The organism is Streptacidiphilus sp. P02-A3a, assembly GCF_014084105.1.
In the GTDB taxonomy this organism is placed as follows: domain Bacteria; phylum Actinomycetota; class Actinomycetes; order Streptomycetales; family Streptomycetaceae; genus Streptacidiphilus.
Genome location: NZ_CP048289.1, coordinates 4490926 through 4504860, shown reverse-complemented (window position 1 = coordinate 4504860; position 13935 = coordinate 4490926). Strand labels below are relative to the sequence as shown.

At 72.1% G+C, this 13935-nt stretch carries 15 protein-coding genes; 8 read left to right on the top strand and 7 right to left on the bottom strand.

Annotated elements, in window-relative coordinates:
• Positions 1–66 precede the first annotated feature (66 nt).
• Entirely contained in the window at positions 67–2277 is a 2211-nt protein-coding gene (locus GXP74_RS19520) for an ROK family protein (protein WP_182452734.1), read from the top strand.
• 46 nt (positions 2278–2323) lie between these two features.
• Here the strand turns inward: GXP74_RS19520 and GXP74_RS19515 are convergent, their stop codons facing one another.
• Both GXP74_RS19515 and GXP74_RS19510 read right to left on the bottom strand, forming a co-directional pair.
• Positions 2324–2905: a hypothetical protein gene (locus tag GXP74_RS19515; RefSeq protein ID WP_182452733.1), complete on the bottom strand. Its 582-nt coding sequence runs from the start codon at positions 2903–2905 to the stop codon at positions 2324–2326.
• Between the two features lie 153 nt (positions 2906–3058).
• Positions 3059–3919, bottom strand: coding sequence for a helix-turn-helix transcriptional regulator (locus GXP74_RS19510; RefSeq protein WP_182452732.1), 861 nt, complete (start codon positions 3917–3919; stop codon positions 3059–3061).
• Positions 3920–4411: 492 nt separating this feature from the next.
• Between GXP74_RS19510 and GXP74_RS19505 the strand changes: the two genes are divergently transcribed.
• Complete coding sequence (locus tag GXP74_RS19505; RefSeq protein WP_182452731.1) at positions 4412–4789, top strand: Scr1 family TA system antitoxin-like transcriptional regulator; 378 nt, start codon at positions 4412–4414, stop codon at positions 4787–4789.
• Between the two features lie 687 nt (positions 4790–5476).
• On the opposite strand, the gene GXP74_RS19500 is transcribed toward GXP74_RS19505, so the two are convergent.
• The 5 genes from GXP74_RS19500 to GXP74_RS19480 all read right to left on the bottom strand — a co-directional run bounded on the left by GXP74_RS19500 (position 5477) and on the right by GXP74_RS19480 (position 8119).
• Positions 5477–5692: a DUF397 domain-containing protein gene (locus tag GXP74_RS19500; RefSeq protein WP_182452730.1), complete on the bottom strand. Its 216-nt coding sequence runs from the start codon at positions 5690–5692 to the stop codon at positions 5477–5479.
• A 503-nt stretch (positions 5693–6195) separates the two neighbouring features.
• Positions 6196–6399, bottom strand: coding sequence for a DUF397 domain-containing protein (locus GXP74_RS19495; protein WP_225448638.1), 204 nt, complete (start codon positions 6397–6399; stop codon positions 6196–6198).
• Between the two features lie 22 nt (positions 6400–6421).
• On the bottom strand, positions 6422–7009 hold the full coding sequence (locus GXP74_RS19490; RefSeq protein ID WP_225448046.1) for a DUF5753 domain-containing protein: 588 nt from the start codon (positions 7007–7009) through the stop codon (positions 6422–6424).
• A 46-nt stretch (positions 7010–7055) separates the two neighbouring features.
• The gene (locus GXP74_RS19485; RefSeq protein ID WP_182452727.1) at positions 7056–7256 is read right to left on the bottom strand and encodes a DUF397 domain-containing protein; all 201 of its coding nucleotides are present in this window, start codon (positions 7254–7256) and stop codon (positions 7056–7058) included.
• Positions 7253–8119, bottom strand: a complete 867-nt coding sequence (locus tag GXP74_RS19480) for a helix-turn-helix transcriptional regulator (RefSeq protein ID WP_182452726.1) — start codon at positions 8117–8119, stop codon at positions 7253–7255. Before GXP74_RS19480 ends, GXP74_RS19485 begins: the two co-directional genes overlap by 4 nt.
• A gap of 1058 nt (positions 8120–9177) precedes the next feature.
• Between GXP74_RS19480 and GXP74_RS19475 the strand changes: the two genes are divergently transcribed.
• The 6 genes from GXP74_RS19475 to GXP74_RS19450 all read left to right on the top strand — a co-directional run bounded on the left by GXP74_RS19475 (position 9178) and on the right by GXP74_RS19450 (position 13921).
• Positions 9178–9552: a hypothetical protein gene (locus tag GXP74_RS19475; protein WP_182456976.1), complete on the top strand. Its 375-nt coding sequence runs from the start codon at positions 9178–9180 to the stop codon at positions 9550–9552.
• A 54-nt stretch (positions 9553–9606) separates the two neighbouring features.
• The gene (locus GXP74_RS19470; protein ID WP_182452725.1) at positions 9607–9897 is read left to right on the top strand and encodes a hypothetical protein; all 291 of its coding nucleotides are present in this window, start codon (positions 9607–9609) and stop codon (positions 9895–9897) included.
• A gap of 358 nt (positions 9898–10255) precedes the next feature.
• Positions 10256–11200 carry an ABC transporter permease gene (locus tag GXP74_RS19465; protein WP_182452724.1) on the top strand — a complete coding sequence of 315 codons (945 nt, stop codon included), beginning with the start codon at positions 10256–10258 and terminating at the stop codon, positions 11198–11200.
• 2 nt (positions 11201–11202) lie between these two features.
• Entirely contained in the window at positions 11203–12057 is an 855-nt protein-coding gene (locus tag GXP74_RS19460) for an ABC transporter permease (protein WP_182452723.1), read from the top strand.
• A complete protein-coding gene (locus GXP74_RS19455) occupies positions 12054–12923 on the top strand; it encodes an ABC transporter ATP-binding protein (protein ID WP_182452722.1) in 870 nt (289 codons plus the stop codon). The genes GXP74_RS19460 and GXP74_RS19455 overlap by 4 nt, the downstream gene beginning before the upstream one ends.
• On the top strand, positions 12920–13921 hold the full coding sequence (locus GXP74_RS19450) for an ABC transporter ATP-binding protein (protein ID WP_182452721.1): 1002 nt from the start codon (positions 12920–12922) through the stop codon (positions 13919–13921). Before GXP74_RS19455 ends, GXP74_RS19450 begins: the two co-directional genes overlap by 4 nt.
• Positions 13922–13935 lie beyond the last annotated feature (14 nt).

Genomic DNA, 13935 nt, shown 5'->3' with positions numbered 1-13935 from the left:
AGTCGATGCCGTGCTCGCCACGACGCGCCCAGCCGTGGGCCGCCCGGCCGCCGCGGGGCACCGCTGATGCCTGACCCGCTCCCCACCGGCGCGGCATCGGGCGCCGAGGGGCATCCGGTGCTGCGCCGCTGGGCCCAGGGCCAGGGGCCGCGGGCGTCGCGGGCCGCGATCGTGCTGCTGGCCGCGCAGGGCCTGCGCAACGCGGACATCGCCCGGCGGCTCGGGGTCTCCCGGCAGACGGTGACCACCTGGCGGCAGCGCTACGCCGCCGAGGGCGTCGAGGGCCTGGCCGACCGGGTGCGCACCGGACGGCCCACGGCGGTCGACGAGGGCGAGATCGTGGTCGGCGTGCTGACCTGCGCACCGGACGACCGGACCTCGCGGCTGCTGGCCCGGCGGCTGGGCTACTCGCCCACCGTGGTCGCCGCGACCCGCCGCAACTGGAACCTGACGGACAGTCAACTCGCGGTGCCGCGGGTGCCGGTGCGCCCCGCGCTGGAACCGGGCGACCTGTGGCCGGTGGGCCTGCACCTGGACGCGGAGTGCACCCTGCTCGTGCTCGCCGCCCGCGCCGCGGCCCCGGTGCCGCCCGCGCCGGGCACCGTGGTCGACCCGGACGCGCTGGCCGCCGTCGGCGCGGCGATGTCCGACGCGGTCACCGCCGCCACCGCGGACCGGACCGGGCCGCCCGAGCGCGCCGCGGACGGCGCGGTGGCGTTCCTGGAGGCGGTGCGCCGCGCCCACCCGCATCCGCGGCTGCACCTGGTGGTGCTGCGCCCGCGCCCGGGCACCGCCCTGGGCGCGGGCGCGGCCAAGCGCTGCGCGCGGCTGCGGATCGCTGTCCACCAGCCGCCGCAGCGCACCGGCGAGGTCTCCTTCGTGGGCGCCGTGCTGGCCCTGGACGCCGCCCGGCACCCCGAGTCCTCGACCCGGGTGCTGCCGGACCTGGCCTCGGCGCTGGAGCGCTACGCCGACGGCGCCGGGCGCACCCGGGTCCGCTGGATCCGCGAACCGCTCCCGGCCGCCCCCGGCGCCCAGGACCCTGCCCCGGCGGCGGGCCCCGACCCGCGCACCGGCGGCGGCGCCAACCAGATCGACCTGGGGTCCTTCAACGAGTGCGTGGTGATCGAGACGGTCCGGCTGGCGGGCCGGATCACCCGGGCCGAGCTGGCCGAACGCACCCGGCTGACCCAGCAGTCGGTCTCGCGGATCTCCCGCTCGCTGATCCAGCGCGGACTGCTGGTCGAGGACCGGCAGCGGCACTCGTCCGTCGGCAAGCCCAGCAGCCCGGTGCGGCTGCGCGACGACGCCGCGCACGCGCTGGGCATCCACATCGACCCGCACCTGCTCACCGCGGTCCTGGTCGACCTCTCCGGCCGGATCGTGGCCCGCCGCGCCCAGCCGATCACCTGCGACCCGCGCCCGGGCGCGGTGGTCAACCAGATCGCCGACCTGGGCGAGAGCGTCCTGGAACAGGCCGGGCGCGGACGCTGGGAGCAGGGGTTCCTGGGCATCGGGGTGGCCACCCCGGGCCCGGTGGACACCGCCTCGGGGACGGTGCTGGACCCGCCGCTGATGTCGGTGCTGCGCGAGGTCCCGCTGCGCACCCTGCTGGAGCGGCGCTTCTCGTGCCCGATCGTGATCGAGAAGGACTGCTCGGCGGCGGCGGTCGGCGAGCGCTGGATCGGCCGCGGCAGCCGGGCCCGCGACTTCGTCTACCTGTACCTGGGCACCGGCGTGGGGACCGGGCTGTTCCTCAACGGCGACCTGTACCGCGGACTGAGCGCCAACGCGGGCGAGTTCGGCCAGCTGTGCGCGGTGACCCCGGGCCGGATCGACGCCCGCGGACGGCCGCAGGCGCTGGCCCAGCGCGACCCCAGCGACCCCAGCGGCCCCGGTGACCCCGGCGGCCCCAGCGGCCCCGGCGGCCCCAGCGGCCCCGGTGCGTACCCGCGGCCGTCGCGCGCGGTCAAGGGCGGCGGCCGGCAGCGGCTGTCCACCCAGCAGGCCGCCAAGGCCCTGGCCCAGGGCGTGCTCGCGGTGGTCGACCTGCTGGACATCGGACTGGTGGTGATCGGCGGCCCCTTCTTCACCGAGGAGGTCGCCGACGTGTACCTCGGCGAGGTTGAGCACGCGGTCAACGCCTACCCCACCGCCCGGCGGCTGCGCCGGGTCCGCGTGGAGCGCTCACTCAACAGCAGCGAGGCCGTCGCGGTCGGCGCGGCCTCCACGATCTTCCACTCCACCTTCACCCCCCGCCTGCGCCGCACCCCCTGAGGGGCGCGGCGACCCGGACGGGTCCCTGGCCGGCGGCGGGCGGCCGTCAGCGGCGGACGGTGATCGTGTTCATCGGGAAGGCGCCGCCCTCGCGCAGCGGCTCGGCGCCACGGCCCGCGGCGGTCCACACCGAGTAGCTGTCGGGTGCGTAGGAGGCCAGGTGCCAGGTGCCCAGCGGCACCGTGCCGTTGAAGGCGACGCGGACCTGGACGTGGGCCCAGTACCCGGAGCCGTAGCGCAGCTTCGTGCCGGGGACCTCGAAGCCCTGGACGCTCGCGTTGTTGTAGCGGTAGTCGCTCGCCTCCCACCGGCCGGTGACCGGGTCCAGCCAGGTCACGCTCACCCCGGGGGCGGAGGAGCCGTACTTGTTGACCCCCGCGGGGTTGTACAGGTCCAGTTCGAAGGTGCCCGGGTACAGGTAGTCGGGGGAACGCTGCATGTACCACAGGGTGAGGGTGACGCTGTGGCCGCGTTCCACCGACGCGGGCAGCCCGGTGTCCTTGCCCCGGTAGAGCGTGCCGGACGGCTGCGGGCCGGACGCCGAGGCGGTGCCGGCGACCAGCGGCGTGACGCCCAGCAGGGCGGCCGCGGCGGCCAGGACCAGGGCGCGGCCTGTGCGTGTTCTCAACGTGTCCTCATTGTTCTCAGCGGTGTCCTCGGATCTCGGCGCCGACCGCACCAAGGGCACATCGTAGCCGCGGCCGCGGTGGACACCGGTCTCGCCGACCGCCGCGCCCGCCGGCGCCGCCCGGCAATGACCGGCCGTCGGTGCGGCGGTCCGTCAACTCGCCTGCTGCCGACCGTCGCTGACCGCGCGCAGCGGGCGGTCTGCCAGGGCCCGCAGGGCGGCGCGGTCCTGGGCGGCGACCGGGGTGAACAGCAGCACCAGCGCCGAGGGGTCGTCGACCGGGCGGAAGGAGGACAGCGAGAGCCGGATCGGGTCCAGCCCGGCGGGCGCCGCGGTCAGCGTCCGGGCGGTCAGGTCCGCCACCGAGTGGCAGGCCCACCAGTGCGCCAGCTGCGGCGCGTCCTGGTCCAGGCGGCGGTACACCTCGCCGACGCGCGGGTGCGCCAGCGCCGGTCCGGCCTGCGCCCGGAAGTGCTGGAAGATGTTCATCGCCAGCGGCTCCCACTCGTGCAGCACCGCGCGCGGCCAGGGGTCGGCCGCCATCAGCCACATCAGGTTGCGGCACTCGGCCGGGACCGCCTCCGGCGCGCCCCACAGCGCGCTCCACGCGCTGTTCCAGCACAGCAGGTCGAAGTAGCGGTCCAGCAGCACCGCCGGGCTGCCCGGCCAGGAGTCCAGCACCGGCTGCATCGCCTCGGCCAGCCCGGCCGGCAGCCGCTCCTCGGCCGACTCGTGGTACCCGGCCAGCCGCAGCGCGTGCCGCAGCCCCGCCCCGTCCAGCCGCAGCGTCCGGCCGACCGCCTCCAGCACCTGCCGCGAGGCGGTCACCCGCCCCTGCTCCAGCCAGGTGTACCAGGCCAGCCCCACCCCGGACAGCGAGGCCACCTCCTCGCGGCGCAGCCCCGGCGTCCGGCGGCGGGCGGAGCCCACCAGGCCCACCTCGGCGGGCTTGAGCAGTTCGCGGTGCGCCCGCAGGAAGGCGCCGAGTTCCTGACTGGCACGGGGGGCTGGCATCAACGGCTCCTGGCTGGGAAAGGTCTGCGCGGCGCCGGGTGCCCGGGCGGCGCCGCCGGGTGCCCGGATCCCCGGGGGTTCACGGATCCCGGCGTCAGCGGGGCCCGGCGCGCGGCGGCGGGGCGCGGCGGCGGTCAGCGCCGGGCGCGCGGTGCGGCCGCGTGCCGGGGACGCGGTGCGGCTAAGGGCCCGCGACGCGATGGGCCGCCGGTGCCGATGCGGGCGGCGTCGGTGCGTCGGGGGGCCATGGGCGGCAGCGTAGTTGGGGGCTCCGCCGCGGGGCAAGGCCGGGCGGCGGCGCAGCCCCCGCGGCCGACCCGCCACTGACCGCGGTGCCCCGTGTCGGTGGGTGAAGTGATGGGCAGGAGTGACCGATGCGCAACGGAAAGCAACCGACCGGGCAAAGGAGTTGCGCCGTGCAGCTACGGTTCGCCGGCAAGGACCCGAAGTCCCAGGGGGCAACTGCCCGACAGTGCTGGTGGACAGCGCCGTATGGACCGCGCCCGCGTCCTGCGCCAGGGCGGCCACCGGTTGGCGTTCCCCGTCGAGGAGTCCGTCCTGCGCACCGGCCACGGCGGTGCACCGGTCATGGCCGGACAGCTGGGCCATCTCCTGTCGGTCATGTCACTTCCGACGGTCTCCCTGGGGGTGGTCGCGTTGATGGCCGACCGCGAGCTGTGGATGCAGGAGACGTTCGTCCTCCTTGACGAGCAGTCCGTGGAGGTGGAGCTGCTGACGGCCATGGTCACGGTGACCCAGCCACGGGAGATCAGCCACTGCGCGAGGGCGTTCACTCACCCGTACCGGATGGCGGTCTTCGGCCGCCCGGCCCGGAAGCTGACCGTGAAGGCCGTCGAGGCCCTGGGGTGAATCCCCGCGACCAGGCGCAAGTCCGTTGAATCCGTTCCGGCGTGTCTCTCACCTCCTGGACGAAGGCATGGTCCAGCCATCGTGGCGTCAGTGGCCATGTATGACTGGGATCTACAGCCCGCAGAAGGAGGCGCTGGGCGGGCTGGCGATCGAAGTCGAGCTGATCTGATCTCGCGTTGTGCCGGTGCCTCCTCCTGGGCGGGAACCGGTCCGCCGTCAGCGGGCTGCTCTCGGTGCCCCGTTGAGCTGGGCCAGCAGACCTCTGCCGGCGGCCTGGCCGCGTCGAGCTCCTGCTGGCGCTCGTCCAGTCGCCCGGCCAGGTCGACGATCCGCTGCTCAAGCCTGGTCGTGGAACGCCTGAGCGCTTCGATGTCCTCGACCGTGCCGAGCCCCGACTCCTCCTGGACGCCCCCGGGGGGCTCTGCTTCGCCGGGCGTGGGGTGACGGCGGACGGGACGGCAGCCTCCACCCCAGCCACGCACTGCCCGTAGCCGCAGGCCTGGCCACCGCTCCCGGTGCCGGGGCGCTCCCCGCCGGAGGCATTGCTCTGACGGCCAGTTGACCCCTGGTCAGAACGCGACCAGGGACTGCCTCAAGCTCAGACGGTCGCGGACCGCCCGGCTGCATCTGAAAATGGCCTGACGCCCCCTGGCGAACGGGAGGGGAATCAGGCCATTCGAGATGCGGCTAGTCGATTAGGTGATCGAATTCTCCAGCCTTGACGCCGGTCAGGAATGCGCGCATCTCCGCCTGAGTGTACGGAATGGGCTCCATCTCCAGACGAGTGCTGGCCACGGCAACATCGCCCGTGGGCAACCTCTTCATCTTGACGCACTCTGCTCCGTTTCCGCTCGCAGAGCTCTTGATCCATCCATGGGGGAGCTGGGTGGCCTTGCCGCTCATAGTTCTTTCCTGATCCTCTCGATCAACCGAATGGTTTCGCCTTGGGACAGCGCGTGTTCTTGAAGGCGTTCAAACTGCAATACCTTGTCGAATGTAGCGCTTGGTAACGCTTCCGTGCACTGCCGGCCTGCGCGTTTGCGGCGCTTCGCCCACCCCCACCTGCTGAGGCTCTCGCTCCGCCGGAACCACACCGGCCCGGCTGCCGTCCCGTCCGCCGTCACCCCACGCCCAGCGAAGCAGAGCCGCCCCCTGGGGCGTCCAGGAGGCTGCACCCCGCAAGTGGGCGCGCAAGCGCGGTCCTGGACACCCCCGGGGCGGCTCCACTGCACGCGGCATGGGGCGACGGCGGACGGGGACGGCAGCCTCTACGCCAGCCACGCACTGCCCGCAGCCGCAGGCCTGGCCACCGCTCCCGGTGCCGGGACGCTCCCCGCCGGAGGCATTGCTCTGACATGTAAATTCCCCGGAGTCGACACGCATTCGACTCCGGGGAATTTACATGGCTAGGTGCCTGGAAACTGGCCGTCCTTGATAGCTGCGACGAAATCAGAGAAGGCATTCTCCGTGAAGGCTAGGACTGGTCCATCCGGATCCTTGCTATCCCTGACGGGAATCACCCCCAAAGAGCCGTCCGCTATCTCCACACAGTTGTTGTTCGGCCCACTATAGGTGCTCTTTCGCCACCGCTTCGGCACACCCTGTTCCATCATGAGACTTGCAGCCTTTCTGTCATTTTTTTAGCTTGGCTGCCGCGAGGGCGGCAATAGTGTTCAGCGATTGCTCCGGGTCCAGCGCCGATGATCGCAACCAATCGAAAACCATCCAGTAGCCATCGAGCTCCCTGGCCTCCTCAAGGTACTGACTGCTGGTCAGAGTCTCCAGGAACACGGCTCCCGGAGCTGGAGTGTCGGCGAAGGCGAAGAGGACGAACGCACCACAAGTACCTGCCGTCGCTCCAACGCTGAGCGGGACCACTTGGATGGTCACATTCGGAAGCTGCCCCATCTCAACGAGGTGCCGCAGCTGATCCCGATGAACGTCCTCGCCACCCACCACACAGTGAAGTACGGGTTCCCAGATGATTATCGAAAGCCGGACTGGTGACTCTTTCGTCAGAACAGCCTTGCGGTTCGCTCGGATTTTGACGAAGGAGTCAGGGTCCCCCAGGCGCGTGATAGCCGGGTTGGCATCGAGGATCGCTCGGGCGTATCCCTCGGTCTGCAAGAGACCTGGTACCAAGATGGGCTCCCACGTACGGATGTACCCCGCCTCCTCCTCCAGGCCGCCGGAAGCTGTTCTCACGGTGAACCAAGGCATGCGAAGAGGCGGCGGCCGATTGCCTCCGCCTCGATATTCGCTGAACTCAGATACCCAAGTCACCGTTTTTGACGCTATCGAGAAAATCCCCCCAAGCATCTGCCGAGAACTGCAAGAGAGGGCCACTCTGATCCTTGGAGTCCCGGACGAAACTACCGCCTGTCGCGTCACGGGCGACCTCAATGCAAGCTCCCGACTGTTCCGAGTAGCTAGCCTTGCGAAACGGACCTACAACTTCTGGGTTCACTTCCCTGCCTCCGCTTTGCGTAGAACATTCTCTATAAAGGCAACGCTTTCGTCCTGGGACGCAGCGTTCGACCGTAGGGTTTCGAAGAGGCCGCTGTATGCGGCCAGCGAGTCTGCGTCTTCGTGCACTTGAGTACTGGTCAGTCCTTCCAGCGCCACCGCTTCGACCTGGTGATCGGGACCAAAGGAGAAGGCTGTGAACGGGGCTCCCATCGCGCCGATCATTCGGGGACCGAAGCGCAGAACCTGTAGGGAGATGGTGGGTTCATGGGCCAGATTCAGCAACGATTTCAGTTGCCCTGTATGCGCCTCCCTGCCTCCAGCAGGTGAAATGATAGCCGGTTCCCAAAGGATCACGGCCTGCGGAATCCCCTCCGATAGGATTCGCGCTTGCCGCTCCCGCCGGACTTTTACGAGCACCGAGATCCGCTCTTGCGAGAGCTGCAACGGGCCGGACCTGATTGCAGCCTCAGCGTACGCTTCCGTCTGGAGGATTCCTGGAATGTAGACCGGATGGTAGATGCGAATGTAGGACGCGTCGTTTTCCAGGACGATGTGATCCCCGTAGCCAGGAGTCAGGCTGTCCTGGTAGTCGAGCCACCATCCTCGCGCGGTGCTGGTTCGAGCGAGGGCTTCGAGCCGGTCGCGCTCCTTGGGATCGTCAACCCCATAGAGGTCGAGAAGCACATGGAGTTCCAGGGGACGGATCGATACCCTGCCCGACTCCAAGCGGCTGATCTTGGTACTACTGGCACGGATGGCGCTTGCGGCTGCCGCCTGGTCGAAGCCGCCCTGCTCTCTGTACGTGCGCAGGGCCACACCAAGCCTCTTGCTTCGGATCGTTGCCTTGCCTCCGTCAGGCATCCCGGACCTCCTGCCTGCATTATCGCGCGGGCCGCGATCGTAGCGCACTGCCTTTATCGCATCCCGGTCGCATATTTGCGATCATGGAGTCAACTCGACCATGGAGATGAGCAATCAGCACACTAACGGGCACGGGGGCGAGAGGTCTAACGTCGATGTGACGCACCGTCGGGCACGCATCTTGCCGATGGACCGTCCGAATCGCGCTTGTGCGATCACTCGGAGGTGGCTGTGCCATGAGCAAGCTCGGATTACCCCCCGACGATGGGGCTGCGAGGGAAGTCTCGGCCGACTCGCCCGCCGTACCGGTGAGGGCGCCTGCGGTTGGGGAGTTGGCGTACGACAGCAGGCGCGATCGTGCGGGCACGGTCATGGAGGTGAAGGCGCGCTACGCGTCGCTCCGCCCGCCCGGTGGCGGCCGCGAGTGGACGGTGCCGCCCGGGGAGCTGCACGAGGTGAGACGGGGGGACGAACTGCGCGCTGCGGTCGCGGAGTTGAACCGGCTCAGCAGGTGGGGGCTATGAGCCGCCGTAAGGACGGCCCCGGGGCGCAGGGGCAGCCGCATGAGGCGTGGTACCCGCCCGCCGCTCCGGTCCCGGTGGCGGGCTGTCCGGCGTGCGAGTCCTTCATGGAGGAGATCAGGGCCAGGAAGCGCGCGGGGGATCACAGTGCGGCTTCCGATTATCGCGTTCTGATGGCCCGTCACATTCGAGTGGAGCACCGCGACTCGCAGTGATCTGACGGTCAGTCAAACCTGTTCAGACAAACCCTTTCGCCACCGGCCGCTCAGCGACGCGGCCGGTGGCCGGACGACGTCAGGGGCGGCCGAGGTGGTCGGCGGCCGAAATGAGAGGGAGCACTTGATGGGTGGGTTACGTGGGGGTCGCAGTGGCGGCGGGGGCCGAGGGGATGACTGGGTCATGCGTCCGGCGGCCCGGCGGCCGGCCCTGCGTCGTTTCCAGCAGTGGGAGGAATGAGCGTTGTCGTCAGATTCGTCTGTGGCGCACCCGCGTGAGCGTTATGCCGCAGCAGTCCGCCGTGCGTGTGAGGCGCAGGATGTGGAGCTGGTGCGCCGTGCTTTCGCGGCGGCGTCCATCGAGTTGTTCACGCTGCGGTCGCTACTGTCGGCCGACGATGAACTGATCCTGGGTCAGCTTCTGGCGCGGAGGTACGAGGCGGGCGCGAGCCTGCTGGTCCTCGGTGCTGAGGTCGGCCGGTCCACGCAGTATGTGGCAAAGGTTCTGCGGCGGTCGGGGGTGGTGATCCGGCCCGCGTTTCGTCCGCCGGGATCGGGGCAGCGCGTGGACCTGGTGGAGCTGCGCCGCCTGTACGAGGCCGGGGCGTCGGTGAGTGGATTGGCGGCCCGAATCGGTTTTTGCCGGGAGGCCACCAGGAAGTTCCTGAAGGCGTCCGGAGCCCAACTGCGCGGGTAGTTCCACGTGCCGTGAGGCAGCGGCTTTCAAGCACGACGGAGGAGGAGGGTACCCATGCCGCAGAATGAGTTGATCTTGCTGGAGCGTGTGATCGCTGCGTGGCAGGCGTCGGAGCGCGGGCGGCTCTTCGACTGCGAGAGGGTGTCATCGGCTGCCCTCGCCGAGGCTGCTCATACGGCCCTGGGGTTCATCCGGGTGGAGAGGGTGGTGCCGGACGTCCGCTCGATGGAGACCGCCTCCGCCGTAGACATGTTGGGAGGTCTGCTGACGGAGATGTGGGTGCTCGGCTTCCGAGTGGGGTGGGGACACGGGGTGGACCAGGAAGGGACCGAGCGGCTGATCTGACGGTCTGCTGCCTTTGGTCCTGGCCGTGCCCGTTGGGTGGCTGGGGTCTTTGGCATGCCTTGGTGCGGGTGGGTCATCGGCGACTGACGACGACAGGTTCCTCAGACGACAGTTTCCTCATCCGGCTACCAGCGCCGGGCGGGGCGTGCTGCTCTCGGCGGGAGCGGCCCGGTCCCGGGTGCGGATCCTATGAGCGCGGGTAACAGCATGAACGCCTGCCTGGTCGGCGCCGGGCGGCCCGCGCATGCTTCGGGGCAGTAGCTGCCGTGCCACCGCCCGCGGCCCCGCCCCGCGGTGGTGCCCGTTCGACAAGGACCTCCATGCCTGCCCCCGCCCCGTGCGCCACCGGCGTCCCGCGATGAGACGGTTCCTGCTGCGGCGGCTGCTGCTCGCCGTGCCCACCTTGTTCGGCGTGACGGTGGTGGTCTTCGCCACCGTGGCGCTGGTGCCCGGCGACCCGGTCGGCGCGTTCCTGGGGCCCGGCGCGCCGCCCGCGGCCCGTCGGGAGCTGGCCGCGCGGCTGGGCCTGGACCGGCCGCTGCCGGTGCGCTACGCGTCCTGGCTGTGGCACGCGCTCCACGGCGACCTGGGCACCTCGATCTCCGCGCAGCGCCCGGTACTGGGCCTGCTGGCCCCCGCCTTCGGCCAGACGCTGCTGCTGGCCGGCGCCGCGTTCGCGCTGGTACTGGCCGGCGGGGTCCTGGTGGGCGGCCTCGGCGCGATCCGGCCCGGCGGCCCGGGCGGACGGCTGTCCGGCGCGCTCAGCACCCTGTTCGTCTCCGCCCCGCAGTACTGCGTCTCGCTGCTGCTGATCGCGGTGTTCGCGGTGCACTGGCAGTGGCTCCCGGCCGGCGGCACCCACGACCCCTTCGGCGACGGCGGCACCGGCGACCTGCTGCGCCACCTGGTGCTGCCCGCCGTCGCGGCGGCACTGGTGCCACTGGGCCTGACCGCCCGGGTCCTGCGCGCCGCCCTGGCCACCGTACTGGGCGGGGAACTCGCCGACAGCCTGCGCGCCCGCGGCCTGAGCCGGAGCGCGGTCCTGCGGCACTGCCTGCACAACGCCTCCCCCGCGCTGCTGACCATCGGCGGCCTGCAACTGGCCTACCTGCTGGAAGGCGTGGTGTTCGTGGAGACCCTGTTCTCCTGGCCCGGCGTCGGCCAACTCCTCTACACCGCCCTGTCGGCCCGCGACCTGCCGGTCATCGAGGGCGGCGTGCTGGTCGCCGCCGTGGGCTTCGTCGGCGTCAACATCGCGGTGGACACCGCGCACGCGCTGGTCGACCCGCGAGTGCGGGGCTGACCGTGGCGCAGCGCGTACGTGCGTGGAAGGGCCGCGACGCGGGCCTGGCGGTCCCGCTGGCCCTGGCCGTGCTGCTGGTGCTGCTGGCCCTGGCCGCGCCACTGGTGGCCCCGTGCAGCCCCACTGCCGGCCTGCTCCAGGACCGGCTGCTGTCCCCCGGCAGCCCCGGGCACCTGCTGGGCACCGACGGCCAGGGCCGCGACCTCCTCAGCAGGCTGATCTGGGCGGCCCGCCCCTCCCTGGTGGGCGGCTTCGCCCCGGTGGCCGTCGCGGGCGTGCTGGGCAGCGCGCTGGGCATCACCGCCGGGCTGGGCGGGCGCGTGGTCGAGCAGGCACTGCTGCGCGCCCTGGACGTGCTCTACGCCTTCCCCGGGATCCTGCTGGCCATGGCCGTCGCCAGCGTGCTGGACAGCGGCCTGGGCGCGGTGGTCCTCTCGCTGTCGGTGGTGCTCACCCCCTCGGTCGCCCGGGTGGTCTTCACCGAGGTCCGGGCGATCCGCGGCGCCGCCTACCTGGAGGCGGCCAAGGTCAGCGGCGCCGGACCGGCCACCATCGCCCTGCGGCAGGTCGCCCCGGTGGTCGCACCGGTGGTCCTGGTCTACTGCTCGTCGCTGATCGGACTGTCCATCGTGTACGCGGCCGGGCTGTCCTTCCTGGGCCTGGGCGTCGCACCACCGACCGCCGAATGGGGCGCGATGCTGGACGAACTGCGCCCGACGCTGCTCAGCCACCCGGCGGTGGCGGTCATGCCCGCACTGGCGATCCTCGCCGTCTCGGTGGTCTTCAACACCCTGGGCGAGGCCCTGCGCCGCCGCCTGGGCGCCGCCGACCAGCCACGGACGCAGGCCAACCGATGACCACCCCCGCCCCGGCCGCCCCCGACCCGGCCGCCCCCGACCCGGCTGTTCCCGACCCGGCTGTTCCCGACCCGGCTGTTCCGGTCTTGGCTGTCGAGCGGTTGACGGTCACCCACCGGCACCGCGACGGGCACACCACCGCCGTGGACCAGGTCTGCTTCGCGCTGCCGCCCGGCGACGCGCTGGTGCTGCTGGGGGCCTCGGGCAGCGGCAAGACCACCGTCGCCCGCGCCGTGCTCGGCCTGCCCGCCCGCAACGCCGAGACCACCGGCCGGATCGAGCTGCGCGGTACCGACCTGCGGGCCCTGGACGAGCGGGCGCTGTCGCGCGTGCGCGGTCGGCGCATCGGCTACGTGCCGCAGGACCCGACCGGCTCACTGGACCCGCTGCGCAGGGTCGGCGCGCAGCTCGCCGAGGTGCTGCGCCGCCACCAGCGGGCCACCGGCCGCCGGGCGGCCCGCGCCGCGGTCCCGGACCTGCTGGAGTCCGTCGGGATCGACGACCCGCGGCGGGTCGCCGACAGCTTCCCGCACCAGCTGTCGGGTGGTCAGCGCCAGCGCGCCGCGATCGCGCTGGCGGTGTGCTGCGAGCCGGAACTGCTGATCGCGGACGAGCCCACCACCGCCCTGGACGCGCTGGTGCGCGCCCAGGTGCTGGACCTGTTCGCCCGCCTGCGCGCGGAACGCGGCATCGCCCTGCTGCTGGTCACCCACGACCTGGCGGTGGCCCGGCGCACCGGCGGCCAGGTCGCGGTGATGCGGGCCGGGCGGATCGTGGAGAGCGGGCCAGCCGCCCGGGTCCTGACCCACCCCGCCCACCGGTTCACCGCCGAACTGGTCGGCGCGCACCCCGGAGCCGACCAATGACCCCACCCCAACCACCCGCACCCCAACCCACACCCCAACCGGCCGCACCACTGTCGCCCGGGCCGCAACCGGCCGCACCACTGTCGGCCGGGCCGCAACCGGCCGCACCGCTGTCGGCCGGGCCGCTGCTGGTGCTGGACGCCGTCAGCAAGCGCTTCACCACCGGCCGCACCGCCCACACCGCCGTGGACGGCGTCACCCTGGCCGTGCCCCGGGCCCGCGTCCTGGGACTGGTCGGCGAGTCCGGGTCGGGCAAGTCCACACTGGCCCGGCTCGCCCTGGGCCTGATCGCCCCGGACAACGGCACGGTCCGCTTCGAGGGCCACGACCCGCACCGGCTGCGCGGCCGCGCGGCCCGACCGGTCCGCGCCCGGCTGCAGTTCGTGCCGCAGAACCCGGGCGGCTCGCTCAACCCGGCACTGCGGGCCGGGTCCGCGGTCGCGCTGGCGCTGGCGGCGCTGGGCGTGCCGCGCGCCGCGCGCGCCGAGCGCACGGCCGCGCTGTTCCAGCGGGTCGCCCTGGACCCGGCCCTGGCCCGCCGCTACCCGCGCGAGCTCTCCGGCGGGCAACTGCAACGCGTCGCCATCGCCCGCGCCCTGGCCACCGGCCCGGACCTGATCGTCCTGGACGAGCCGACCTCGGCCCTGGACCGCACCGCGCAGAGCCGGGTACTGGACCTGCTGGCACAGCTGCGGCAGGACGACGGCGTCGCCTACCTGCTCATCTCGCACGACCTGGCCGCCGTGCGCCACCTCGCCGACCAGGTCAGCGTGCTGCGCCACGGCCAGGTGGTCGAACAGGGCCCCACCGACCGGCTGTGGCAGGACCCGCGCCACCCCTACACCCGGGCCCTGCTGGACGCCACCACCACCGCCACCACCACCGCCCGTGTCCCTGCCCGTGTCCTTCGACCGTCCGCGACCGCGCCGCCAGCGACCGCCGCGACCGCCCCGCCCCCGACCGGTCCGACCGCCCCCGGTCCGACCGCGCACCACTGACCCGAGGAACCGCC

Coding starts and splice junctions, on each gene's coding strand:
- GXP74_RS19490 (WP_225448046.1), bottom strand. CDS start 7,009: ATGCCTTGGTTCACCGTGAGAACAGCTTCCGGCGGCCTGGAGGAGGAG.
- GXP74_RS19510 (WP_182452732.1), bottom strand. CDS start 3,919: ATGCCAGCCCCCCGTGCCAGTCAGGAACTCGGCGCCTTCCTGCGGGCG.
- GXP74_RS19450 (WP_182452721.1), top strand. CDS start 12,920: ATGACCCCACCCCAACCACCCGCACCCCAACCCACACCCCAACCGGCC.
- GXP74_RS19465 (WP_182452724.1), top strand. CDS start 10,256: ATGAGACGGTTCCTGCTGCGGCGGCTGCTGCTCGCCGTGCCCACCTTG.
- GXP74_RS19495 (WP_225448638.1), bottom strand. CDS start 6,399: ATGGAACAGGGTGTGCCGAAGCGGTGGCGAAAGAGCACCTATAGTGGG.
- GXP74_RS19500 (WP_182452730.1), bottom strand. CDS start 5,692: ATGAGCGGCAAGGCCACCCAGCTCCCCCATGGATGGATCAAGAGCTCT.
- GXP74_RS19455 (WP_182452722.1), top strand. CDS start 12,054: ATGACCACCCCCGCCCCGGCCGCCCCCGACCCGGCCGCCCCCGACCCG.
- GXP74_RS19520 (WP_182452734.1), top strand. CDS start 67: ATGCCTGACCCGCTCCCCACCGGCGCGGCATCGGGCGCCGAGGGGCAT.
- GXP74_RS19505 (WP_182452731.1), top strand. CDS start 4,412: ATGGACCGCGCCCGCGTCCTGCGCCAGGGCGGCCACCGGTTGGCGTTC.
- GXP74_RS19470 (WP_182452725.1), top strand. CDS start 9,607: ATGCCGCAGAATGAGTTGATCTTGCTGGAGCGTGTGATCGCTGCGTGG.
- GXP74_RS19480 (WP_182452726.1), bottom strand. CDS start 8,119: ATGCCTGACGGAGGCAAGGCAACGATCCGAAGCAAGAGGCTTGGTGTG.